Source organism: Microbacterium sp. NPDC059771, assembly GCF_042732495.1.
Classification (GTDB): Bacteria; Actinomycetota; Actinomycetes; order Actinomycetales; family Microbacteriaceae; genus Microbacterium; species Microbacterium sufflavum.
In genome coordinates this window covers 225,888-249,655 of sequence record NZ_JBHWHK010000003.1, presented here as the reverse complement: position 1 = coordinate 249,655, position 23,768 = coordinate 225,888, and the positions used below count along the sequence as shown (strand labels likewise).

General features: G+C 71.7%; 20 protein-coding genes, 1 pseudogene and 1 riboswitch. Of the genes and pseudogenes, 3 read left to right on the top strand and 18 right to left on the bottom strand.

From position 1 onward, the window contains the following. The first annotated feature begins 419 nt into the window (after window positions 1–419). Window positions 420–1,775, top strand: a complete 1,356-nt coding sequence (locus ACFV3I_RS18530) for a CoA transferase (protein ID WP_378803951.1) — start codon at window positions 420–422, stop codon at window positions 1,773–1,775. Window positions 1,776–1,815: 40 nt separating this feature from the next. Here ACFV3I_RS18530 and ACFV3I_RS18525 read toward each other — a convergent pair whose 3' ends face one another. The 3 genes and pseudogenes from ACFV3I_RS18525 to ACFV3I_RS18515 all read right to left on the bottom strand — a co-directional run bounded on the left by ACFV3I_RS18525 (window position 1,816) and on the right by ACFV3I_RS18515 (window position 4,922). Beyond that, window positions 1,816–2,616, bottom strand: a complete 801-nt coding sequence (locus ACFV3I_RS18525; RefSeq protein WP_378803950.1) for a DUF4184 family protein — start codon at window positions 2,614–2,616, stop codon at window positions 1,816–1,818. Between the two features lie 12 nt (window positions 2,617–2,628). After that, window positions 2,629–3,930 carry a tyrosine--tRNA ligase gene (gene tyrS, locus ACFV3I_RS18520; protein ID WP_205812629.1) on the bottom strand — a complete coding sequence of 434 codons (1,302 nt, stop codon included), beginning with the start codon at window positions 3,928–3,930 and terminating at the stop codon, window positions 2,629–2,631. A 38-nt stretch (window positions 3,931–3,968) separates the two neighbouring features. Continuing rightward, window positions 3,969–4,922: pseudogene (locus tag ACFV3I_RS18515) on the bottom strand (aldo/keto reductase). Window positions 4,923–4,975: 53 nt separating this feature from the next. Between ACFV3I_RS18515 and ACFV3I_RS18510 the strand changes: the two are divergent. Continuing rightward, window positions 4,976–5,338 (top strand): MerR family transcriptional regulator, encoded by a 363-nt coding sequence (locus ACFV3I_RS18510; protein WP_136044743.1) that lies wholly within the window; start codon window positions 4,976–4,978, stop codon window positions 5,336–5,338. Between the two features lies 1 nt (window position 5,339). Here the strand turns inward: ACFV3I_RS18510 and ACFV3I_RS18505 are convergent, their stop codons facing one another. After that, a complete protein-coding gene (locus ACFV3I_RS18505) occupies window positions 5,340–6,143 on the bottom strand; it encodes a hypothetical protein (protein ID WP_136034245.1) in 804 nt (267 codons plus the stop codon). Then, on the bottom strand, window positions 6,140–6,784 hold the full coding sequence (locus tag ACFV3I_RS18500; protein WP_136034247.1) for a SatD family protein: 645 nt from the start codon (window positions 6,782–6,784) through the stop codon (window positions 6,140–6,142). Before ACFV3I_RS18500 ends, ACFV3I_RS18505 begins: the two co-directional genes overlap by 4 nt. 59 nt (window positions 6,785–6,843) lie before the next feature. Here ACFV3I_RS18500 and ACFV3I_RS18495 point away from each other — a divergent pair, with 59 nt between their 5' ends. Further along, the gene (locus ACFV3I_RS18495; protein ID WP_378823938.1) at window positions 6,844–7,431 is read left to right on the top strand and encodes a DUF1349 domain-containing protein; all 588 of its coding nucleotides are present in this window, start codon (window positions 6,844–6,846) and stop codon (window positions 7,429–7,431) included. A gap of 60 nt (window positions 7,432–7,491) precedes the next feature. Here ACFV3I_RS18495 and argH read toward each other — a convergent pair whose 3' ends face one another. The 13 genes from argH to ACFV3I_RS18430 all read right to left on the bottom strand — a co-directional run bounded on the left by argH (window position 7,492) and on the right by ACFV3I_RS18430 (window position 23,744). After that, window positions 7,492–8,922 (bottom strand): argininosuccinate lyase, encoded by a 1,431-nt coding sequence (gene argH / locus ACFV3I_RS18490; protein ID WP_378823936.1) that lies wholly within the window; start codon window positions 8,920–8,922, stop codon window positions 7,492–7,494. Beyond that, window positions 8,922–9,851 (bottom strand): ornithine carbamoyltransferase, encoded by a 930-nt coding sequence (gene argF / locus ACFV3I_RS18485; protein ID WP_136035884.1) that lies wholly within the window; start codon window positions 9,849–9,851, stop codon window positions 8,922–8,924. Before argF ends, argH begins: the two co-directional genes overlap by 1 nt. Further along, a complete protein-coding gene (locus ACFV3I_RS18480) occupies window positions 9,848–11,053 on the bottom strand; it encodes an acetylornithine transaminase (RefSeq protein ID WP_378803947.1) in 1,206 nt (401 codons plus the stop codon). The genes argF and ACFV3I_RS18480 overlap by 4 nt, the downstream gene beginning before the upstream one ends. Next, window positions 11,050–11,967: an acetylglutamate kinase gene (argB, locus tag ACFV3I_RS18475; RefSeq protein WP_136044381.1), complete on the bottom strand. Its 918-nt coding sequence runs from the start codon at window positions 11,965–11,967 to the stop codon at window positions 11,050–11,052. Before argB ends, ACFV3I_RS18480 begins: the two co-directional genes overlap by 4 nt. Then, entirely contained in the window at window positions 11,964–13,121 is a 1,158-nt protein-coding gene (argJ, locus tag ACFV3I_RS18470) for a bifunctional glutamate N-acetyltransferase/amino-acid acetyltransferase ArgJ (protein WP_206253206.1), read from the bottom strand. The genes argB and argJ overlap by 4 nt, the downstream gene beginning before the upstream one ends. Next, the gene (argC, locus tag ACFV3I_RS18465; protein WP_206253205.1) at window positions 13,118–14,182 is read right to left on the bottom strand and encodes an N-acetyl-gamma-glutamyl-phosphate reductase; all 1,065 of its coding nucleotides are present in this window, start codon (window positions 14,180–14,182) and stop codon (window positions 13,118–13,120) included. Before argC ends, argJ begins: the two co-directional genes overlap by 4 nt. A 239-nt stretch (window positions 14,183–14,421) precedes the next feature. Continuing rightward, on the bottom strand, window positions 14,422–16,572 hold the full coding sequence (locus tag ACFV3I_RS18460) for a bifunctional hydroxymethylpyrimidine kinase/phosphomethylpyrimidine kinase (protein ID WP_378823934.1): 2,151 nt from the start codon (window positions 16,570–16,572) through the stop codon (window positions 14,422–14,424). Then, on the bottom strand, window positions 16,569–17,417 hold the full coding sequence (gene thiM, locus ACFV3I_RS18455; protein WP_136044253.1) for a hydroxyethylthiazole kinase: 849 nt from the start codon (window positions 17,415–17,417) through the stop codon (window positions 16,569–16,571). The genes ACFV3I_RS18460 and thiM overlap by 4 nt, the downstream gene beginning before the upstream one ends. Continuing rightward, window positions 17,408–17,501, bottom strand: a riboswitch (TPP riboswitch). Its footprint overlaps the gene before it by 10 nt. A gap of 7 nt (window positions 17,502–17,508) precedes the next feature. Beyond that, complete coding sequence (locus ACFV3I_RS18450; RefSeq protein ID WP_378803945.1) at window positions 17,509–18,498, bottom strand: NAD-dependent epimerase/dehydratase family protein; 990 nt, start codon at window positions 18,496–18,498, stop codon at window positions 17,509–17,511. A gap of 81 nt (window positions 18,499–18,579) precedes the next feature. Then, window positions 18,580–21,084: a phenylalanine--tRNA ligase subunit beta gene (pheT, locus tag ACFV3I_RS18445; RefSeq protein WP_378823931.1), complete on the bottom strand. Its 2,505-nt coding sequence runs from the start codon at window positions 21,082–21,084 to the stop codon at window positions 18,580–18,582. Further along, a complete protein-coding gene (gene pheS, locus ACFV3I_RS18440; protein ID WP_136034273.1) occupies window positions 21,084–22,124 on the bottom strand; it encodes a phenylalanine--tRNA ligase subunit alpha in 1,041 nt (346 codons plus the stop codon). The genes pheT and pheS overlap by 1 nt, the downstream gene beginning before the upstream one ends. Before the next feature lie 49 nt (window positions 22,125–22,173). Continuing rightward, entirely contained in the window at window positions 22,174–23,100 is a 927-nt protein-coding gene (locus tag ACFV3I_RS18435) for an amino acid ABC transporter permease (protein ID WP_136034275.1), read from the bottom strand. Then, complete coding sequence (locus tag ACFV3I_RS18430; RefSeq protein WP_136034277.1) at window positions 23,097–23,744, bottom strand: amino acid ABC transporter permease; 648 nt, start codon at window positions 23,742–23,744, stop codon at window positions 23,097–23,099. The genes ACFV3I_RS18435 and ACFV3I_RS18430 overlap by 4 nt, the downstream gene beginning before the upstream one ends. Window positions 23,745–23,768: the final 24 nt, after the last annotated feature.

Sequence of the window (23,768 nt, the reverse complement as noted above, 5' to 3'; positions counted from 1 at the left end):
AGTGCACGCTGTTGAGTTCTCAAGGATCGGATGCTCCCACGACCCAGCCATCACAACCAGGCCCGCAGGGCAACTTCTCTATCTTAGCCATCCCGACTCGCTTGTCAAATCAGCGCGCCGGGCGGATCAAGAATCCGCTGCGCAGCTGAGACAGCCGCAGAAGGGGTGGATCTCCTATCCTAGACGCACGCGCCTGATCTCTCAAGAGAGAAGGAGTGGGAGGTGGTTCTCCGCTTGAGGGGGGTGAAGCTCTGGGCTTCTCCGCTTCCCTGTGGGGCGAACAAGTAATAAGTTACGTGGGTTCCGGGGTTCTGGCAAATCGGGGCACCACCCCCGGGCGTGTCGGCACCGCGACAGGACCACATCAGCCCGGATCAGCCGGGTTTTTCCGCTCGGAAGCCGCGGAGTAGCATCGCGCCATGGGCCCCCACCGTCCCTTCCCCCGTGCCGCCGCTCCCGCGAGGACCCGTCCGAGCGCCGCCCTGCTGCGCCGGGTCTGGACGGAGATCGGCGGAGAGCCCGCTGCCGTGCACGACGCGCTCCCAGACCTCGCCGGTCTAGGCGACGTCCCGCTCCCTGCCCGTACCGCCGCCGGGGAACTCGCGCTGGGGAGCACGGCCGCCGCGACGCTGGCGGCGGGGCGCAGGGTCGCGGACCTGGATGTCGCCCGGGTCGCCGCCGCATACCGGAGCGACCGCCTCCTCACGGTCGACGATGCTCCCCCGCCCGTCTGGTCTCCCCTGTCGGGGTTCTGGCCCACCGCCGACGGGTGGATCCGGACGCACGGCAACTACCCCCACCACGCTCGCGGGCTCCGATCCGCCCTGGGGCTCGCGCCTGACGCCGGCCGCCCCGACGTCGCCGCAGCTCTCGCCGCGCTCCCCCGCGACGAAGCCGTCCGGCGGATCGTGCACCACGGAGGACTCGCGGTCTCCGTGCGGGCCGAGCAGCCGGAGCACGACGCCCGTCTCCGCACCATGCCTCTGATCGAGGTCACCCGTGTCGGCGATGCCGCGCCCTCCGGTCGTCCGGCGTCCGGGCCTCCGTCTCCCCTCGCCGGAATCCGCGTGCTCGATCTCACGCGCGTGATCGCCGGTCCCGTCTGCACACGCACACTCGCCCTGCTCGGTGCCGACGTGCTGCGGATCGATCCCCCGGCCATCGCCGAGCTCCCCTGGCAGCACCTCGACACCGGTCACGGGAAGCGCAGCACGATCCTCGATGCCCGTGACCCGGCGATGTCCGCTCTGCTCGCCACCGCCGACGTGATCGTCCTGGGGTACCGTCCGGCGTCGCTCGCACGACTCGGCCTGTCTCCCGACACCCTCGTCGAGAGGTACCCCGGTCTCGTCGTGGCCGAGCTCAGCGCGTGGGGTGCCGACGCGCCGGAGCGCGCGGGCTTCGACAGCCTGGTGCAGGCGGAGAGCGGAATCGCGGTGATCGAGGGCGACGACGGCGTGCCCGGAGCGCTGCCCGCACAGGCGCTCGACCACAGCAGCGGCTACCTGCTCGCCGCGGCGGTGACCACGCTGCTCGGACGGCGTGCGCGCGAGGGCGGATCCTGGATCGCACGCACCTCCCTGCGCCGGGTCGCCGCCGAACTTCTCGGGATGCCGCGCCGCACGGACCCGGTCGCTGCGCCGGATCCGGACGCGGCCTCGCACGAGGCGAGGTTCGACGTCGACGGGGTATCCCTCGTCACCGCGGCACCGGTCATCCCCGGCACGGCGTTCACGGCGCCGCACCCGTGGGGATCGGACGCACCGCGCTGGTGACCACCGCGCTGGTGACGACAGCCGCTGGTGCCGCGCGCGGTCAGCGCGACCGGACGGGGTCTCCTCGGCGCAGAGCCACCACGGCACACAGCACGAGAGTGAGCGCACCCCACACCGCGCACGCCGGAGGCAGCACGCGATACGCCAGGTGAGCGACGGTGAACTCCGCCGTGAAAGGACCGAGCACCGCGAGACCGATCACCCACGCCGCCGCCAGGATCACCGGCAGCGAGAACCACCAGGTCACCCGCACCGGCGAGGGCAGCCACCGGGTGACCGCGTCGCGAGGCACCGCACGCCGCAGCCGCAGCGCGGCCCACAGCCCGAGGCCGAGCAACGCCAGCACACTCGAACCGTGCTGCACCCATTTGTACCCGAGCAGCGGACCCCACTGCTCATCCAGCATCGGGAACAGCGCGACGCCCCAGCGCCCCTCGTGCGTGAACGCGTCCCACGCGATGTGCGACAGCACGCCGAGCACGAGCGACACCGCGAGCAGCAGCGGATACCAGGGGCGACCGAGACCGACCCCCACCGCACGGCCCGCGGCCACGGCGCCGCGGTCGTCCCACTCGCGCGGCAGCCGACGCGCGACCCACAGCGGCACCAGCTCACCGACCGACGGCCGCAGCACCACGCGCCAGAGCAGGAAGAGCACGAACGCCAGCAGCGCCGTCCAGATCACGTTGGCCACGGTGTGCGTGAACGAGTAGTCGAGACCCACGCCGCGCAGGAACAGCGGGAGATCCGGCGTCATCGCGCCGATCGCGATCGCCGCGGGCACGAGGGGCGTGCGCACGAACGGCAGCGCGACGATCGCGTGACTCGGCGTGAACGGCATCCGGAGGCCGCGTCAGCTCAGGAACACGCCGGCGAGGGTCTTCTTGCCTCGGCGCAGCACCGAGACGCCACCGGGGAGAGTGCCCTGCACGGTCGCCGTGTCGTCCGCCACCCGCTCGCCGTCGAGCGATACTCCGCCCTGTGCGATCGCCCGCCGCGCCTCCGACAGACTCGACACGAGCCCGGTCGCGACCAGCGCATCGACCACGGGCGTCCCGGGCGCGACGGTCGCATGCGGCAGCTCATCGAGCGCGGAACGCAGCGTCGCCGGGTCGAGCGCGGTCAGGTCGCCCTGTCCGAACAGTGCCTCCGACGCGGCGATCACGGCCGCCGTGGCCTCGATGCCGTGCACGGTCGCCACGACCTCGAGCGCCAGACGCTTCTGCGCGGCGCGTCGGAACGGCTCGGTCGCGACGAGCTCGGCGTACTCCTCGATCTCGGCCCTCGTCAGGAACGTGAACACCTTGAGCCGCTCGATCACATCGGCGTCGGCCGTCGACAGCCAGAACTGGTAGAACGCGTACGGGCTGGTGAGCTCCGCATCGATCCAGATCGCGTTGCCCTCGCTCTTGCCGAACTTGGTGCCGTCGCTGTTCGTGATCAGGGGCGTGCCGATCGCGTGCACGGACACACCCTCGACACGGTGGATCAGATCGGTGCCGCTGGTCAGGTTGCCCCACTGATCGGACCCGCCCGTCTGCAGACGGCAGTCGTACTGACGGTAGAGCTCCAGGAAGTCGAGACCCTGCAGGATCTGGTAGCTGAACTCGGTGTAGCTGATGCCCGCGTCCGAGTTGAGGCGCGCGGCGACCGCGTCCTTCTTCAGCATCGTGCCCACGCGGTAGTGCTTGCCGATCTCGCGCAGGAAGTCGATGGCGGACAGCGGCGCGGTCCAGTCGAGGTTGTTCACCATGCGGGCCGCGTTGTCGCCCTCGAAGCTGAGGTAGCGCTCCACCTGTCCCCGCAGCCGATCCACCCACTCCGCCACCGTCTCGCGTGTGTTGAGCGTGCGCTCCGCGGTCGGACGGGGATCGCCGATGAGCCCGGTCGAGCCGCCGACGAGACCCAGCGGCCGGTGCCCGGCGAGCTGGAGTCGACGCAGCAGGAGCAGCTGCACCAGGTGACCCAGGTGCAGGCTCGGCGCGGTCGGATCGAACCCGCAGTAATACGTGATGGGGTCTCCCGCGAGCAGGGCGCGCAGCGCCTCCTGGTCGGTGGACACGTGGACCAGGCCACGCCACACGATCTCGTCCCACACGTTCTCGAACGTGGGATCGATCGCCTGGGGTGCGGTCGTCAGGTCGGGAGTTGACACGCGCTCCAGGCTAGCAGCGCGCGGTGCGGCATCCCGCCTCACACCGCACCGTCGAGCTCGGCGATCTCCTCGGGCGCGAGGGCGAGCTCGGCCGCGTCCAGCGCGGTGTCGAGCTGCGCGATCTTGCTCCCCCCGAGGATCGGCCGGATGCCGTGCGCGAGCAGCCATGCCAGCACGATCTGCCCGCGCTGGGCGTCGTGCGCGTGCGCGATCCGGTCGAGGACCGCGAGGCGCCGCGCGGTGCCGGGGTGGTCGTAGACCTCGGGGATCGCCTTCGCCGCGTTGTCGTACGCCCCGGACAGCAGGGGCGTGTACGCCCAGGTCTCCAGACCGTTCGCGGCGGCCTAGTCGCGCTGCTCGTCGCTCAGCACGCCGAACGGGTGCACCACCCCCGGCGGCAACGTGCCGGGGCGCACGCGCAGATAGGTCGCGTTGAGCTGGAGCGCATCGAGCGGCGCGCTGCCGATCGCCGCCGCGTGAGCGCGGGCCCGCTCGATGCGCCAGGCGGGATGATTGGACGCGCCGACGCGCCGGACCGTCCCGCTGCCGGTGAGCGACGCGAGGCCGTCGACCGTCCGCTCGATGGGGACGGCGCGATCCTCCTGGTGCAGCCAGAGCAGATCGATGGTGTCGACGCCCAGGCGCGACAGGCTGCCCTCGACCGCCTGCGCGATCGCCCGCGGCGACAGGCCCGTGCGGTGCGCGGGCCACGAGCCCGGCCACAGCGGTTCGGCACCGACCTTCGTCGACAGACGGATGCGCTCGCGGACACCGGGGCGAGCGGCGAGCCACCGACCGATCACCGCCTCGGACGCCCCGCCGTGCCCGGTGTCGCTGGCCCAGAAGCTGTAGCAGTCGGCGGTGTCGATCCAGCTGCCGCCGCGTTCGACGAAGCGGTCGAGCAGGGCGAAGGAGGTGTCCTCATCGATGAGGGTGCCGAAGGACATGGCACCGAGGACGATCGGGGATGCGCGATGCGGAGAAGCGGTCATGCAGGAAGCATGCAACCTGGAGCGCACTCCAGGTCAAGCCCTAGGATCACGGCATGACCACGACCTACACGCCGGCCGAGACCGCCGCCCGCTCCGGCTTCAGCATCGACACCCTGCGGTACTACGAGCGCGAGGGCATCCTGCCCGCGGTGCCGCGCACGGCCGGAGGCCACCGGGTGTACACCGATGCGGAGCTCGGGCTGCTCGAGTTCCTCAAGTGCCTGCGCGAGACCGGGATGCCCGTGGAGCGTCTCCGGCGGTACGGACAGCTGTGCCGCGACGACGACACCATCCCCGAGCGGATCGCCCTCCTGGAGGAACACGCCGAGACCGTGGAGCGGCAGCTCGCGGAGGTCCTCGCGCAGCAGCGCCGCCTCCAGGAGAAGCTGACCTGGTACCGGAGGCAGCTGGCCTGACTCAGGTGTGCGCGGCCCACCACACCAGGAACGCGGCGCCGAGCCCGATGACCCAGCTGACGAGGCTGCCGACCAGGAAGTACTCGGCCCTGGCGCCGGTCTCTCCGTCGCGGGAGATCTCGGGGAACCGGACGATGCCCTTGGCCGCGAGCATGGCCGCCAGCACGGGATAGGCGGCCGCGAGGGTGAGGATCATCACCAGCACGCGCTCGAGCGGTCCGATGAGCCGACCGCCCTTGAAGCCGTTGCGCGGATCGGTCGCCGGCAGGACCGCCTCCACCGGGGCATGCGCCGCACGCGCCGCGGCGGGTTCGGCAGTCTCGGGCGACGACGGCTCCGGGGCGACCGCGATCGGGGCGGGGTCGGCCGGCCGCCAGGTGTGCTCGCCGTCGAGGGCCGCCCGCACCACGAGGTTCGACGACTCCAGCAGGAAGACCCCGGCTCCGAGCGCGAGCACGGCGAGGTCGAACGACACCTCGCCGAAGGGCGACCGCAGCGTCCAGAGCTCGCCGATGAGCCCGGTCTCGTCGCGCGCACCCACCCACACGACCGCGCCGATGCTGAGGGCGGCCACGGCGACCGCGGGCCAGAAGCCGGCGCGGGAGGGTCGGCCGTCCGGCATGCTCCACACCCAGAGGGCACCTCCGGCGAGGCCCAGGACGGCCCAGAGGAGCGCCTCCCCTCCGATGCCGAGCAGCACGATGACCGCGGCGGCGACCACGTATCCGAGCCAGCGACGGGGCACGAACTGACGCACCAGATCGGCCGCGCCGATGGCGAGGAGCAGGAAGCCGGCGAGGATCATGCGCCCTCCCCTCGCAACGCCGCCAGTCCCTCGATGAGCGCCGCCGCCCCCGCACTGCGCAGGGACTTGGAGACGCTGGGCTGCGTGATGCTCTCCTGTGCCGCCAGCTCCTGCTGCGACCGGCCGATCAGCCGACCGTAGGTGAGGCGTCGCTCGCGCGCGGTCATGGCGCCGACGAGCTCGTCGCGGACGAGGACGTAGGCGTTGGCGGCGGCGATCACGGCGGGCATGACCTCATCCTGACCCGGGGCACCGACAATCCAGGTGCGCGTCCGCGGCACGGCGCGCTGTTCGCGGGCATGGACGGTCTCGATCGCGGCGCGCGCGGCATACCATCCCGGCCCGTCCGCGAGCTCGCCGTGGATCGAATCGACCGCGCGCACCTCCCCCACGCCGATCCCGAAGCGGAAGGCGAGGTCGTCCGGCAGCCGCAGCTGGATCATCAGGAGCGAGGTGAGCGCATCGGTCAGCTCTCGATAGACGGCCTGCTGCTCGTCCCCTACCGTGGGCGTGAGCGGCTGCAGTGCGAGAGGTCGGTCGGACTCGACCTCGGCGATGGTGTCGTCGAGCGCCCGCTGGGCGGCACTGCGGTCGTCGAGCTCGCGGGAGCCCACGATGTCGGCGATCACGGCGATGACCATGGCATAACCGTAGCACGAATAAGCTGAGTTTATGCATCTTTTGGTTATAGATCGGAGATATGCCTGATATGAGCATCATGCCCTGGAGTGCAGGAACCTGGACCCACGCGCCCGCCGACGTCGCGGACAGCGGAGCGCACCTCGACGTGACCGCCGCCGAGGGCAGCGACGCCTGGCGGCACACCGCGTACGGCTTCGTGCACGACACCGAGCACGCACTCCTCGCTCCCCTGGCCGTCGGCGAGGCGATGGAGGTGTCGTTCCGCGCCCCCTGGGAAGGACAGTTCGACCAGGCCGGCCTCTTCGTGCGCGCCGACGACGAGCACTGGGTCAAGGCGGGCATCGAACACGCCGACGGCCACCTCGGGCTCGGCGCCGTCGTCACCGCCGTGGTCTCCGACTGGTCGGTCGGACACGTCGACGACTGGCGGGACAGCGAGATCACCGTCCGCGTCAGCCGCTGGCGCGACGCGCTGATCGTCCGCGCCGCCGCCGACGGCGGACCCTGGCGTCTCGTGCGGGTCGCACCCTTCGACGGCGAGGCCCCCGCCGCGGCCGGACCGTTCCTCGCCGCCCCTACGCGCGCCGGGCTCACCGTCCGCTTCACACGCTGGGAGCGGACCGCCGCAGACGCCGACCTGCACTAGCCGCGCGGGTCGAGACCGCCGAGACGGGAGCGGGCCGCGGACGACCGCGGCCCCCTCCGCTCACAGCCCGAGAGCGTGCGCCGCCGCCTGGGCCCTGGCCACCAGCTCGGCGCGCTGCTCGGCCACGCGCACCGGCGCGGTCCCGCCCACGCCCGACCGGGACGCCACGGAGCCCTCGATCGTCAGCACCTCCCGCACCGCGGGAACCAGGTGCTCGGACACCGACCGCAGCAGCTCGTCCGACGCCTCCTCCAGACCGATCCCCTGCTCTTCGCACGCGCGCACCAGCGCGCCGGAGATCTCGTGCGCATCGCGGAACGGCACCCGCTGCTTCACGAGCCACTCCGCCACGTCGGTCGCCAGGGAGAAGCCCTGCGGCGCCAGCTCCGCCATCCGCTCCGTGTCGAAGCGCAGCGTCGCGATCATCCCCGCGAACGCCGGCAGCACGACCTCGAGGGTCTGCACCGAATCGAACACCGGCTCCTTGTCCTCCTGCAGGTCGCGGTTGTACGCGAGCGGGAGGCCCTTGAGCGTCGCCAGCAGACCGGACAGGTTGCCGATCAGCCGCCCCGACTTCCCGCGCGCGAGCTCGGCGATGTCGGGGTTCTTCTTCTGCGGCATGATGCTCGAGCCCGTCGAGTACCCGTCGTCGAGCGTGACGAAGCCGAACTCGCGGGTGTTCCAGAGGATGATCTCCTCCGACAGGCGCGACAGATCGACGCCCGTCATCGCCGCGATGAACGCGAACTCGGCCACCACATCGCGCGCGGCCGTGCCGTCGAGCGAGTTCTCGGCCGGGCGATCGAGGCCCAGCTCGGTCGCGACGAGAGCGGGGTTCAGCCCCAGCGTCGAGCCGGCGAGCGCTCCCCCGCCGTAGGGCGAGACGCCCGCGCGACGACGCCAATCGACCAGGCGCTCCAGCTCGCGCACGAGCGGCCACGCGTGCGCCTGGAGGTGGTGCGCGAGGAGCACGGGCTGGGCGTGCTGCAGGTGCGTGCGGCCGGGAAGGATCGCCTCGGGGTGAGCCTCGGCCTGCGCCACCAGGGCATCGATCACCCGCAGCAGGTCACGCGCGATCACCCGGGCGTGATCGATCAGGTACATCCGGACGAGGGTGGCGATCTGGTCGTTCCGGCTGCGTCCGGCGCGCAGCCGACCGCCCAGTTCCGGCCCGAGCTCCGCGATCAGCGCCTGCTCCAGCGCACCGTGCACGTCCTCATCGGTCGGGACGGGCAGCAGCGTGCCGTCGGCGACCCTGCGAGCCACCGCGTCCAGCCCGTCGTGCATGCGCTGGGCCTCGTCCGGCTCCAGATACCCGGCCGCGGCGAGCGCCGTGGCGTGCGCGTGCGAACCCGCGATGTCGTACGGCGCCAGGATCCAGTCGAAGTGGGTCGAGCGGCTGAGCTCCACCAGCTCGGGCGAGGGGCCCGTGGCGAAGCGGGCGCCCCACAGCGCGCCCTCGTTCGTGCCCTCGTGCGTCTGTCCGGTCATCACGCGTCCTTCTTGCCGAGCAGCCACACCAGCAGCGCCTTCTGCGCGTGCAGGCGGTTCTCCGCCTCGTCCCACACCACGCTCTGCGGCCCGTCGATCACCGACGAGTCCACCTCGTAGCCACGATCAGCGGGCAGGCAGTGGATGAAGATCGCCTCGTCGTCGGCGAGCTGCATGGTCTCCGGCGTCACCTTGTAACCGCCCAGATCGCGGATGCGTGCGATCTTCTCCTCTTCCTTGCCCATCGACACCCAGGTGTCGGTCACCACGACGTCGGCACCCGCCGCCGCCTCGACCGGGTCGGTGAACAGGGTGATGGAGCCGCCGGTCTCCGCCGCACGGCGGTCGGCGGCCTCGATCACATCGGCGCGCGGCGCGTAGTCCTCGGGCGAGGCGATCCGCACGTGCATGCCCGCCGTGACCCCGGCGAGCGCGTAGGAGTGGGCCATGTTGCTCTGCCCGTCACCGAAGAACGTCAGGGTCAGTCCCTTCAGGTCGCCCTTGTGCTCGCGGATGGTCAGCAGGTCGGCGAGGAGCTGACAGGGGTGGAAGTCGTCGGACAGGGCGTTGATGACCGGAACGCGGGTGCCCTCCGCCATCTCCTCGAGTCCCGCCTGCGCGTACGTGCGCCACACGATCGCGGCGACCTGGCGCTCCAGCACCCGTGCGGTGTCGGACGGCGTCTCCTTGCCGCCCAGCTGGCTGCTCGCGGTCGAGATGATCAGCGGGCTGCCGCCCAGATCCGCGATGCCCACCGCGAACGACACCCGGGTGCGGGTGGACGACTTGTCGAAGATCACGGCGACGGTCTGCGGGCCCGCGAGGCTCTTGTCGGCCCAGCGGTCCTTCTTGAGCTCGAGGGCGAGGTCGAGGATCTCCGCCTGCTCGGCGGGCGTGAGGTCGTCGTCGCGCAGCAGGTGGCGGGTCATGCGGGTACCTTTCCGGGGGCGGAGGAGTGGACGTCGGCGAGGCTCGCCGCGAACAGCTCGCGGAACTCAGCCAGCTCGGCGTCGCCGATCGTGAGGGCGGGCGCGATGCGCACGGTCTCGGGGTTCGCGGCGTTCACGATCAGACCGCGCTCCTGGGCTGCCGCGACCACGGCTCCGGCGACCGGCTCGGTGAGCGCGACGCCGACGAGGAGGCCACGGCCGCGGACACCCGCGAGGAGCGGCGAGTCGATGCCCAGGATGATCTCGCGCAGCTCGGCGCCACGGCGGGCCGCATTGCCGACCAGATCCGCGCGTTCGATCTCGGCCAGCACCGCGTCGGCCACGGCGGTCGCGAGCGGGTTGCCGCCGAACGTGGAGCCGTGGGAACCGGGAGTGAACAGGGCGCTCGCGGCACCGTACGTGACCAGGGCCCCGATCGGGAACCCGCCGCCGATGCCCTTGGCGAGCGTGATCGCGTCGGGCGTGACGCCGTCGTGACTGAAGCCGAACCACTCGCCCGTGCGGCCGGCACCGGTCTGGATCTCGTCGACGATCAGCAGAGCCCCGTGCGCGAGCGTGAGCGAGCGCGCCGCCGCGAGGTAGCCCTCCGGCAGCTCGACGACACCGGCCTCGCCCTGGATGGGCTCGACGATGACGGCCGCGACCCGGTCGTCCATCGCGGCCTCCAACGCCTCGACGGTGGCCGGGATGTGCTTCACCCCGCCCGGCATCGGCGCGAACGGCGCGCGCATCGACTCCTTCGCCGTCAGCGCGAGGGACCCCATGGTGCGACCGTGGAACCCGTTCTCCAGCGCGAGGATGCGCGGGCGCTCCGCTCCACCATGCAGGCGCGCGAGCTTGAACGCCGCCTCGTTGGCCTCGGCCCCCGAGTTGGAGAAGAACACGCGCCCGTCGATGCCGGCACCCGCGAGACGCTTGAGCCGTGCGGCGAGCGCGAGCTGCGGCGGCGTCGCGAAGTAGTTCGAGACGTGCGCGAGCGTGGCCGCCTGCGTGGCGACCGCGTCGACGAAGACCGGGTGCGCGTGACCGAGCGAGGTCACGGCGATGCCGGCGAGGAAGTCGAGGTAGCGTCGGCCGTCGGCATCCCACAGGTACGAGCCCTCTCCACGGGTCAGCAGCGCCAGCCGCTCCCCCGCGTTGAGCACGAGATCACGTGCCGCGTCGTCCTGCCAGACGGTCATGCCGTCGCCCCTTTCTCTCCCAGGACCACTTCGGTCCCGATTCCCTTGCTGGTGAACAGTTCGACGAGCACCGAGTGCGGTACCCGTCCGTCGATGATCGCCGCGGCGTCCACGCCGCCCTCGACCGCGTCCAGGCACGCCCGCATCTTCGGGATCATGCCCGACTCCAGGCGCGGCAGCATCTCGATCAGCGCATCCGAGGTGAGGTGCGACACGAGCGAGTCGCGGTTGGGCCAGTCGGCGTACAACCCCGGCACGTCGGTGAGGATCACCAGCTTGCGCGCCCCGAGCGCCACGGCGAGTGCCGCGGCGGCCGCATCCGCGTTCACGTTCAGCGACTGGCCGGGGTGGTCGAGGTCGGGCGCGATGCTCGAGATGACCGGGATGCGACCGGCCGCGAGGTGGTCGAGCACCGCGGTCGGGTCGACCTGCACCACGTCGCCGACCCGGCCGAGGTCGATCTCCTCGCCGTCGACGACCACGCCGCGGCGACGCCCGCCGAACAGACCGGCGTCCTCTCCGCTGAGCCCCGTGGCGATCGGCCCGTGCGAGTTGATCTTCGCCACGAGCTGCGGGTTCACCTGCCCGGTGAGCACCATGCGCACGACACTGATCGCCTCGGTGTTGGTGACGCGGTATCCGCCCTTGAACTCGCTCGGGATCTCCAGCCGCTGCAGCATGTCGGAGATCTGCGGCCCGCCGCCGTGCACGACCACGGGCTGCACGCCGACGTAGCGGAGGTAGGCGATGTCCTGCGCGAAGGCCTCCTGCAGCTCGTCCGAGACCATGGCGTTGCCGCCGTACTTGACCACGACGATCTGGTCGCGGAAGGTCTTCAGCCACGGCAGCGACTCGATCAGCGTGGTCGCCTTCTGCGCGGCGACGTCGGGCGTGGTGTCCTGGATGTCGGTCATGAGGCGTAGGCGCTGTTCTCGTGCACGTAGTCGTGGGTCAGGTCGTTCGTGAGCACCGTCGCGGTGGCCTCGCCGACCTTGAGGTCGATCAGCAGGTGGGTGGCGCGCGGCGTGAGGTCGACCTCCTCGCGCGGACGGTCGGGGCCGCCCGCCGTGCACACCCGGACCCCGTTCATCCACACGTCCACGTCGTACGGGTCGAACTGCGCGTTGGTGGTGCCGATCGCCGCGAGCACCCGCCCCCAGTTGGGGTCGTTGCCGAAGATCGCGGCCTTGAAGAGGTTGTTGCGCGCGACCGAACGGCCCACCTCGACGGCCTCCTGCTCGGTGACGGCGTGACGCACCTCGATCGTGATGTCGTGGCTCGCCCCCTCCGCATCGCCCTGCAGCTTCACCGCGAGCTCCTGGCAGAGCGCGGTGAGCGCCTCGGCGAAGTCGTCGAGGTCGGGCACGACCTCGGAGGCCCCGTTGGCCAGCAGCGTGACCTGGTCGTTGGTCGACATGCACCCGTCCGAGTCGAGCCGGTCGAAGGTCTGTCCCGTCGCACGGCGCAGCGCCTCATCGGCCTGCAGCGGCTCCAGCACCGCGTCGGTCGTGAGCACCACGAGCATGGTCGCCAGGCCCGGGGCGAGCATGCCCGCGCCCTTCGCCATGCCGCCGATCGTCCAGCCGTCGCGCGACACGACAGCGGTCTTCGCGACCGTGTCGGTGGTCATGATGGCGTGTGCGGCGCTCTCTCCCCCGTCGGCGCTGAGCTCGGCGATGGCCTGCGCCGTGCCCTCGAGCACCTTGGCGCGGAAGGCCTCGTCACCCGTGCCGATCAGGCCCGTCGAGCAGACGAGCACGTCGCCCGCGCTGATGCCCAGCAACTCGGCGGCCGTCTCGGCGGTCTGGTGCGTGGTCTGGAAGCCGAAGCTGCCGGTGAAGCAGTTCGCCCCGCCCGAGTTGAGCACCACGGCCTCGACCACCCGGTCGGCCACGGCCTGCTGCGACCAGATGATGGGGTTCGCCTTGGCGCGGTTGCTGGTGAACACCGCGGCTCCGACCTTGCGCGGACCCCGGTTCACGACCACGGCGACGTCGGGCTTGCCAGTGGACTTGAGGCCGACGGCGACCCCGGCAGCTTCGAATCCTGCGGGTGCGGTAACGCTCACGGGGCGACTCCGTTGATCGAGAGGGCACGGGCCTCGGGGAGCCCCAGCGCGATGTTCATGGACTGGATGGCGGCACCGGCCGTGCCCTTGACGAGGTTGTCGACGGCGGTGACGACGGTGACCCGGTTGGCGGAGCGGTCGATCGCCAGGCCGATCAGGGCGGTGTTGGCGCCCAGGACGTCGGCGGTGCGGGGGAAGCTGCCCTCCGGCAGCAGCTGCACGAAGGTCTCTTCGCCGTACGCGCTCTCCCAGGCCGCGCGGATCTCCGCGTCGGTCGCGCCCTCGACGATCGGCGCGGTGGAGGTGGCGAGGATGCCCCGCGACATCGGGACGAGCACCGGCGTGAACGAGATGCGGATATCGGCGCCCGAGGCGTCGGCGTCGGCCGGACGGGCCGCAGCGAGCGCCTGCCGGATCTCCGGGATGTGCCGGTGGGTGCCGCCGACCGCGTAGGGGTTGGCCGAGCCGAGGATCTCGCTGGCGAGCAGGTTCGGCTTGAGGCTCTTGCCCGCCCCGGACGGGCCGACGGCGAGGACCGACACGATGTCGGACGGGTCGATCACTCCGGCGGCGACACCCGGTGCGAGGCTCAGGCTGACCGTGGAGGCGTTGCATCCGGGAGCCGCGATGCGCGTCGCCCCGCGCAGCGCGTCGCGCTGCCGTCCGCCCGCGACCGGCAGCTCGGGAACGCCGTACGCCCACGGCTCATGGAACGCGCCGCCGTAGAAGGCGTCCCAGGCGGCCGACGAGGTGAGCCGGTGGTCGGCACCCGCGTCGATCACCAGCGGGACGTCGCCGAGCGCGTCGGTGTACTGCCCCGACTGACCGTGCGGGAGGGCGAGGAACACGATGTCGTGACCCGCCAGGATCTCGGGAGTCGTGTCCTGGAGCGTGAGATGCGCGAGCGAGCGGAGGTGCGGCTGGTGGTCGACGAGCGGTTGACCGGCGTTCGAGTGCGCGGTGACGGTGCGGATCTCGATGTCGGGGTGGGCGGCCAGGAGGCGGAGGATCTCGCCGCCTGCATAGCCCGATGCGCCGGAGACGGCGACGGAGTACGTCATGCTTCTACCTTAACGGTCGGGTCCTCGACGATTTCGGGACCGGGGACGGGGCCGAAGGCGGCGACACCGGCACTCGACCGCCGCGCACGCGCAGGCAGGAGGGCGGGGTCGCCTAGAGTCGGCGGCCGCGGCGTCGGCGCACAGCGATGACGCTCGGAGCGAGCGTCGAAGGAGCGGTGGCGGCCGAAGGCATGTCGCGACAGTAGCGCGGCCGTCGTCGCCACCGCAAATCCGCACCGTCATCCGACGGCGGCGGCCTCCAGCGGCGCGGCGAAGAACGCCAGCTCGTGTGCGCTCGAGGTGCGGAACGCGCGCCGCATGCGCTCCCGTCCGGAGGCGTCAGACCGCGATGCCGCCGCGGTCGCGAATGCGATGGCCTGCGCCGTCGCCTCCTCGAACGCCGGATCGGCGTAGGTCGACAGCCACGAGGCATAGGGGTGATCGGGATCACGGGCCTCCGCGCCGAAGTCTCCCGCGTGCAGCCGCCTGCCCAGATCGGTGTACAGCCAGAAGCACGGCAGCACGGCGGCGACGAGCTCGGCATGATCGCCGCCGAACGCGACCGATCGCAGATGGTCGAGGTACGCGGTGGTCGCGGGCGCGGGTTCCGCCGCGAACGTCTCCGCGCTCACCCCGCGCTCGGGCGTGAGCCACGACGCGTGCAGCTCCAGCTCCCCCACGATCGATCCGTGCGCCGCGTGCGCCCAGAACGCCTGCTCCGCCGAGGTGGGGGCGGTCCGCGCCGCGGCCGCGAGCACCCTCGCGTACTCGCGCAGATACAGCGCATCCTGCGCGAGGTAGAACAGGAACGGCTCGCGCGCGAGTGTGCCGTCGGCGAGACCGCGGAGGAAGGGCAGCGCGTCGATCCCGTCGCGCACGTCGGCGATGTCCTGCCACCAGTCGCCGGCGATCTCCTCCGCCGTCTGCCGGGTTTCCAGGTCGCCGCGGTCCCACATTCCAGCGAAATGATGGACGGGCCCATGTCCCTGCCCCACGGCGAGCGCACCCGCCGCCCGCAGCGACTCTCGCAGCCAGGCGCGCGCGGCATGCACCGCGTCGGACGGCGTGAGACCGCGGGCGAGCAGGGTGGCGAGCGCCGACGACAGGGAACAGCCGGTGCCGTGCGTGTTGGTGGTGGGGATGCGCGCTCCGGGGAACTCGTCCCGCAGGCCGCGGTCCGCGTCCACAAGCGCATCCGGCGCCTCGTCACCCGTGAGATGCCCGCCCTTCACGAGCACCGCGGCGCCGATGTCGGCCGACAGCTCCTCAGCAGCGGCGAGCGCATCCGGCCAGTCGGTGACGGGGCGACCGACCAGCACGCCCAGCTCGGCGAGGTTCGGCGTGACCACCGTGGCGCGCGTCAGCAGCCCCCGCAGTTCACGCTCCGCGTCGGGGGTGAGCAGACGGTCGCCCGATGTCGCCACCATGACCGGGTCGAGCACCACCACCGGGGGACGCTGCACATCGAGCCAGTCGGCCACCGTGCGGATGACCTCGGCGTCGGCGAGCATCCCGATCTTCACGGCGTCGATGACGATGTCGTCGGACACGGCGTCCAGCTGCGCGCGGAGGAAATCCGCCGGAGGAACGTGGACCGCCCGCACTCCCCGCGTGTTCTGCGCCGTGAGGGCGGTGAGCGCCGCCATCCCGTATCCGCCGTTCGCGGCGATCGCCTTCAGGTCGGCCTGGATGCCGGCGCCGCCCGACGGGTCGCTGCCGGCGATGCTGAGCACACGCGGCACGACCCCCGCCCGCCAACGACGACGGAACGCGGAGGCCGTCTCCGCGGGGTCCGCGGCGGCGCAGAGCGCGGAGACCACGGCGAGCCCCGCCGCGCCTGCGGCCTGGAGCGCCTCGGTGTCATCGATGCCGACCCCGCCGATCGCGACGCACGGGAGCGGGCTCTCGGCCGCGAAGGCCGCGAACCCCTCGACGCCGAGCGGCTCCGGGTGGTCCGGTTTGGTGCTCGTGGGGCGGATCACCCCGACACCGAGGTAATCGATGGTGCCCTGCGGCAGTGCGCGCACGGCATCGAGGTGTTCACGGGTGTTCGCGGTGAGTCCGATGAGCGCGTCCGGACCGAGCAGCTCTCGCGCACGCCGCACCGACGCATCGGCCTGGCCGAGATGCACGCCGTCGACCCGCGCGCCGCGCGCCCGCGCCTCGACAGCGGCGTCCAGACGATCGTTGACCACCAGCAGCGCCCGCCCGTCGATCACGGCGGAGAGCGCGATGAGCTGCTCGACGGTCTCCTCGTGCGCGGCGTTCTTGTCGCGCAGCTGCACGATGCGTGCGCCGCCGTCGACCGCGCGGCGCACGGTCTCGACCACACCGCGCTTCCCGCACAGCCCGGGATCGGTGACGAGATACAGCGAGAAGTCGGCACTCATCGGGTCTCCTCCGACACGCGGGCGCCCGCGGCGACGTCATCCGCGGTCACGGCGTCGAGCGCGTCCAGCAGCGCGACAGCGAAAGTGCCGGGCCCTGCGGCGACCGGGGCGGCGTGCTCGGCCGCCACGGTGTAGACGAGGGTCGCCGCGGCGACCGCCGTGAGCGCATCGTCTCCCGTCTGCCGAGCGGTTCCGAGGAAGGCCGCCATCACGGCGCCCAGAGCACAGCCGCCACCCGTCACGCGCGTGAGCAGTTCGTGGCCGTTGGCGATGCGCACGACGCGATCGCCGTCGGTGATCAGGTCGACGGGCCCGGACACGGCCACCACGGCTCCCGTGGTGCGGGCGAGCTCCTGCGCCGCCCCGGCAGCGGCTTCGGTGCCGTCGGTCGCGTCGACGCCGCGACCGCCGGCCGTGTGGCCTGCCAGGGCGAGGATCTCGGACGCATTGCCGCGGATCGCGGTCGGACGCCGCGCCGCGAGCTCATGCGCGAGGGTCGTGCGCACCGGCAGCACGCCGATCGCGACCGGGTCGAGCACCCACGGGGTGCCGGACGCCGCGGCTCCCGTCACGGCCTCCACGCTCGCGGCGCGCTGCTCGGGCGTCGGCGTGCCCAGGTTGATCAGCAGACCGGAGGCCACACCGGCGAACATCTCGGCCTCGCCGACGATGTCGACCATCGCGGGCGCGGCGCCCAGGGCGAGCAGCACGTTGGCGGTGAAGCCCGTGACGACCGCGTTGGTGACGCAGTGCGTCAACGGAGGCGACTGCCGCAGCGCCTCCCGCAGTCTTCCCGCCGAGGCGGCGAGGTCGGGGGTGGAAACAGGACGCAGAAGATCGCTCATCGCGACATCCCTTCGCTAGTACGAACTAGATCAGGTTCGACGGGTGTGATCTCAGCCGCGGATGCGGCACCCCGTGTCACTGCCTCGCAGTCTAGCGAGCTCCGGCGGGTCCCTCCGTGACGGCCGCGAGGATCCGCAGCTCCTCGGCGCGGGTCAGCCCCGCCCTCCGCTCCCGGTCGACGCCGCGTGCGCGCTCGTCGTCGATCACGCGCGCGATCGTGTCGGCCAGCGGACGCAGCGCCCCGCCGCGCGCCCGATAGGCGGCGTTCGACCGCGTCATGAATCCGGTCATCTCCTCGGGCAACCAGAGCGGGAGCGAATGCGGGCCCATCCAGTACTCCACGCCCTGGGCCACCAGCCGATCCGCGTCGGCGATCACCGTCGCCCCCTCGTGACCCGCGGCACGACGCACGGCGTCCAGCACCTCCCCGAGCGGACGCGCGTCGCCGATCGCATTCACGGGAGAACCGGGAGACGCCGTCACGAGGAACGCCGCCAGATCGTCCACATCGATCACCTGCGCGGTCTTCCCGTCGAGGGGCGGCAGGAGCACCGGACCGTCGGCCGCGCGGAGAAAGGCGGCGGCCCAGTAGCCGAAGCGATCGCTGGGGTCTCCGTCGCCCACGATCAGCCCGGGACGCGCGACGAGCGCGCGTGCGCCGAGGGCCGCGACGGCGTCTTCCGCCGCGACCTTCTGGGCCGCGTAGTCGTCCTCCCCCTGGCCGTCGCGCGCGGGCGCGTGACGCGGCGCGGACTCGTCGGCGCCCGCGGTCATGTCATCGGCGTACACCGACATCGACGACACGTACGTCCACTGCGCCGCACGATCGCCGAGGGCCGCGACGGCCTCCGCGACGTGTGCCGCCCGTGAGGAGACGTCCACGACGTGATCCCACTCGCGGCGGGCGACCTCCGCATAGGCGTCCGGTGCGTCCCGGTCGGCGACGATCAGCGCCGCCCCGTCGGGAGCGGCACGCCCCCCGCGCGCGAGGCAGGTCACGTCCGCGCCCGCCTCCAGCCAGCCGTGGGCGATCCGCCCCGAGAGCCAGCCCGTCCCGCCCAGGATCAGCACATCCGTCATGTGCCCATGCCAGCAGCATCCGGGGAAACGCGGAAGGCCTTCCGCTCAGGGCAGAGCGGAAGGCCTTCGCGACGGGGTCGATCAGTCGCGCAGTGCGGCGCCGAATCGCTCCGCCGCGACCGCGACACCCGCCAGCTTGGCGTCGGTCGCCTCCGCAGCGGTGAGCGTCCGGTCGTCGGCGCGGAAACGCAGCGCGAACGTCAGGCTCTTGGCTCCCTCGGACACGCCCTCACCGCGGTAGTCGTCGACCAGTCGCACCGACTCCAGCAGCGCGCCCGCCCCCTCGGCGAGCGCCGCCCGCACCTCGCCCGCCGGCACATCGGCGGCCACGGTCAGCGACACGTCCTGCGTGGCCGCGGGGAACGTCGACAGCGAGGCCGCCACGATCCGCGTCCCCGCGAGGGTGAGGATGCGGTCGAGGTCGAGCTCGAGCACGGTGGCGCGACCGGGCAGGTCGGCGTCCTCCGCCACCGAGGGGTGCAGCTCCCCGACGTAGCCGACCTCCTCGCCGGCCGCGACGAGCGCCCCGGTGCGGCCGGGATGCAGCGCGGCGCGCTGCGCCTGTCGCACGTCGATGTCGATGCCCGCGGCGGCAGCGATCACGCGCACGGCGTCGAGCGCCTCGACCAGCCCCGACGCCTCGGCGGGACGACCCGGCTGACGCGGCGACACGTTGCCGGTGAGGAGCACCGCGATGTGGCGCTCCTGGGGCGGGATGGACGCGTCGAGCGCGGCGAGCGTCTCGTCGGAGGGGCGCACGCCGAGCGGCGGCACCTCGTCGGTTCCGTACTCGACGCCCGGCTCCGGCAGGAACACGAGGCCCGTCTCGAAGAGGGCCAGGTCGGTCATGCCGCGGGCGATGTTGCGGTGCGCGGTCTGCAGCAGCCCCGGGATCAGCGAGCGGCGCAGGTACGGGGCCTGCCCGTCGAGCGGGTTCGCCAGGCGGATGCTCGGCAGGTGCTCTCCCGACGCGGAACCGTGCAGGTCGTTCTGCGCCTCGGTCGTGAACGGGAAGGCCGGCGTCTCGACGAAGCCCGCCGCCGCGAGCGCGTTCGCCACGCGGCGACGACCCTGCTGGTGGGCGGTGAGGCCGCGACCGGACGGCGGCGTCGGCAAGACCGCGGGGATGCGGTCGAGCCCGTGGATGCGGGCGACCTCCTCCGCGAGCGTCCACTTGTCGGTGAGGTCGGGTCGCCAGGTGGGCGGGATCACGGTCCAGCCGGCTTCCGCCTCCGTCACCTCGGCGCCGATCGTCGTGAGGGCGCCCGTGATCTCGTCGTCGGTGTAGTCCACGCCGATGAGCCCCTGCACGAAGCCGGCCGGCAGCGCGATGTCCTCCACGAACACCTCGGCGAACAGCGCGCCGCCCTCGTCGGTGAGCGTTCCGCCGGCGAGATCGACCATGAGGTCGGCCGCCCGACGCGCCGCCACGAAGGGGATCAGCGGGTCGACGCCCCGCTCGAAGCGCTTGGACGCCTCACTGGGCAGCTTGTGGCGACGGGCCGTCCTGGCGATGGTCGTGGGGTCGAACGTCGCCGCCTCGATCAGCACGTTGCGCGTGGTGTCGCTCATCTCGGTCGTGCCGCCGCCCATGACACCGGCGAGGCCGATGGGTCCGGACTCGTCCGTGATGAGCAGGTCCTCCTCGTGCAGCGCACGCTCCACGCCGTCGAGCGTGGTCATCTTCTCGCCCGGCGTCGCGCGACGGACCGTGATGCCGCCCGCGAGCTTGTCCAGGTCGTAGCCGTGCAGCGGCTGCCCGAGCTCGAGCATCACATAGTTCGTGATGTCGATCAGCACGCCCAGCGACCGCATGCCGGCGAGGCTCAGCCGGGCGATCATCCACGGCGGCGTCGGGCGCGACGGGTCCACGTCCCGCACGACGCGCGTGACGAACTCGCTTGCACCGACGTTGCCGCGCACCGGGGCCCGGTCGTCGACGACGGTCGTGTGACCGGAGCCGGGCTGCAGCTCGGCGAAGTCGCGCTCCGCGGGGTCGCGGAAGGTCGCGCCCGTGGCGTGGGCGTACTCGCGGGCGACACCGCGGACCGAGAAGGCGTAGCCGCGATCGGGCGTCACGTTGATCTCCACCGCGACGTCGTCGAGGCCGAGCAGCGCGATGGCGTCGGTGCCCACCGGGGCATCGATGCCGAGGTCGGACAGCACGACGATGCCGTTGTGCTCGTCGCCGAGGCCGAGCTCGCGCGCGGAGGCGATCATCCCGTCTGACACGTGCCCGTAGGTCTTGCGCGCGGCGATCGGGAACGGGCCGGGCAGCACCGCACCGGGAAGGGTCACGACGACCTTGTCCCCGGCGACGAAGTTGTGCGCCCCGCAGACGATCCCGCGGACGCCGCCGCGCTCCTCCCCGACGTCCACCTGGCACCAGTTGATGGTCTTGCCATTGGACTGGGGCTCCGGTTCGAGCGACACGACCTGGCCGACCACCACGGGACCCGTGATGGCGAAGCGGTGCACGTCCTCCTCTTCGAAGCCGACCGTCACCAGCGCCGCGAGGACATCCTCGGGCGTGGTCTCGGGGGCCAGATCGACATACTCACGCAGCCACGAAAGCGGGACGCGCATCACACCACCATCCCGTACTGCTCGCTGAAACGGACATCGCCCTCGGCCATGTCGCGCATGTCCTGCACATCGCTGCGGAACATGAGTCCCCGCTCGATGCCCATGCCGAACGCGAAGCCGCTGTAGACCTCTGGATCGATCCCGGCCGCGCGCAGCACGTTCGGGTTGACCATGCCGCAGCCGCCCCACTCGATCCAGCGCGCGCCGCCCTTGAAGGTCGGGTGCCACAGGTCGAGCTCGGCGGACGGCTCGGTGAAGGGGAAGTAGTTGGTGCGGAAGCGCATCTTCGCCTCCGGCCCGAAGAGCTGACGCGCGAAGTGGTCGAGCGTGCCCTTCAGGTGCGCCATCGTGATGCCCTTGTCGATCACGAGCCCCTCGAACTGCGTGAACACCGGCAGGTGCGTGGCGTCGAACTCGTCGGTGCGGTACACCCGCCCGGGGCACAGCACGTAGATGGGCACCTCGCGGTCGAGCATCGAGCGCACCTGCACCGGGCTGGTGTGCGTGCGCATCACCAGGTGACGCGAGGTCGGGTCGACGTAGAACGTGTCCTGCTCCTGGCGGGCGGGGTGGTCGACGTCGAAGTTCAGCGCATCGAAGTTGAACCACTCGTGCTCGAGCTCCGGTCCCTCCGCGATCTCCCATCCCATGCCGACGAAGATGTCCTCGACCTGGTCCTGGAGCAGCGTGAGCGGGTGGCGGGCACCGACGCGCGTGCGCGAGGGGACGGCGGTGATGTCGACCCGCTCGGCCTCGAGCCGTGCGGCGACCTCGGCGGCGGCCAGCTCGGCCTCCTTCGCCGCGAGCGCCTGGGTCACGCGCCCCCGCCCCTGGCCGACGAGCTTGCCGAACGCGGCCTTGTTCTCGGGGGCGACCTGGCGCATCGAGGCGTTCAGGACCGCGAGCGGCGATCCCTCGGCGACGTGCGCGGCTCGGGCGGCTTTCAGCTCGGCGGTGTCGGCGGCCGCATCGATCGCCGCGAGGGCGTCGGCGACGGCGGCTTCGACCGCGTCGGGGGTGATTTCCGGAGACTCTGACACGGGAGTCGAGTCTACCGGCGCGGGACGCGCGTCCCGCGCCGGTCGCGACTCAGAGACCCGGACCTCCGGCGTTGTCGGCGTCGAACTTCCCCGCACCCTTCTGGAGCACGATGAGCGAGGTGTTGGTCTCGCCGCCGTGCTGCCGCGGATCGGGCTCGGCCGGTCCCGCCTTCGGCGAGCGCTTCGCCCGACGCTGCAGCCGGTAGGCGATGTAGGAGAGCAGGAGACAGACCGCGACGTACATCGAGCCGCCGACGATCGCCGCCGGGATCAGCGGCGAGCCGTAGGGCGCCTGGTTGCCGATCTGGTTGATGACGTACAGCAGCTCCTGATACGTGATGATGAAGCCGAGCGCGGTGTCCTTCAGCGCCACCACGAGCTGCGCGATGATCACGGGCATCATGGCCCGCACGGCCTGCGGGAGCAGGATGAGCGACATGACCCCCGTCTTGCGCAGACCGATCGCGTAACCGGCCTCCTGCTGTCCGCGCGGCAGCGACTCGATCCCGGCGCGCAGGACCTCGGCGAGAACGGAGCCGTTGTAGACGATCAGCGCGATGACCACGGCCCAGTAGGGCGGCATCTTGACGCCGAGCACGGGAAGACCGTAGTAGAGCAGCATCATCAGGATCAGGACGGGCACGGCCCGCAGGATCTCGATGATCCACCGCACGGGCTCACGCACCCAGGCGTGCTCGGAGAGCCGGCCGATGCCGAGGACGAAACCGAGCACGAGGGAGCCGACCCCCGCGACCGCGAAGGCGGCCAGGGTGCTCAGCAGTCCCTCGCCGAAGCGCACCCAGACCGCGGAGTAGGTGAAGATGTTCCACTTCTCGGGGGCGAACTGGCCGGTGGCGTACAACCGCCACACCACCCAGCCGAGGACGGCCAGCACCACCAGCACCGTGACGGCGCCGATGAGACGGTTGCGGGCGACCGCGCGGGGCCCGGGGACGTCGAACAGGACGGAACTCATCGCGCGATCCTCCACTTGTTCTCGAGCACGCGCTGCACCCAGCTGAGCAGCAGCACGAGCACGACGAAGATGACCATGACCCACAGCAGCACGACCAGCGCGTTCTCACCGCGCTCGCTCAGTGCCGCCCGGATGGTGCCGAGGTTGACCACCGAGAACCCGGCGGCCACCGTGGTGTTCTTCATGAGGGCGATCAGCACGCTCATGAGCGGCGGGACCACGGACCGCGTCGCCTGCGGGAGCACGACGTAGCGCATGACCTGGCCGAAGTTCAGTCCGATCGCCCGCGCGGCCTCCGCCTGCCCGACCGGGACCGTGTTGATGCCGGCGCGGATGGCCTCCGCGACATAGGTGGCGGTATAGAGGCCCAGCGCGATCACGGCGAGGAGCAGGGCGTTGACCCGCTCCCCCAGCAGGATCGGGAGGCAGAATGCGAAGAAGAACATCACCAGCGTGAGCGGGGTGTTGCGGATCCAGTTCACGTACACGCCGCCGACGGCGCGCGCGATCGGAACCGGCGACACCCTGGCCGCGCCCACGATGAGGCCGAGCACCACGGCGATGAGGCCACCGCCGAGGAACAGCGCGATGGTCCCCCACAGCGCTTCACCCCAGAGATCGAGGTGGTCTGAGATCACTCCCACTGCTGTGCCTTTCGGTTCGTTTCT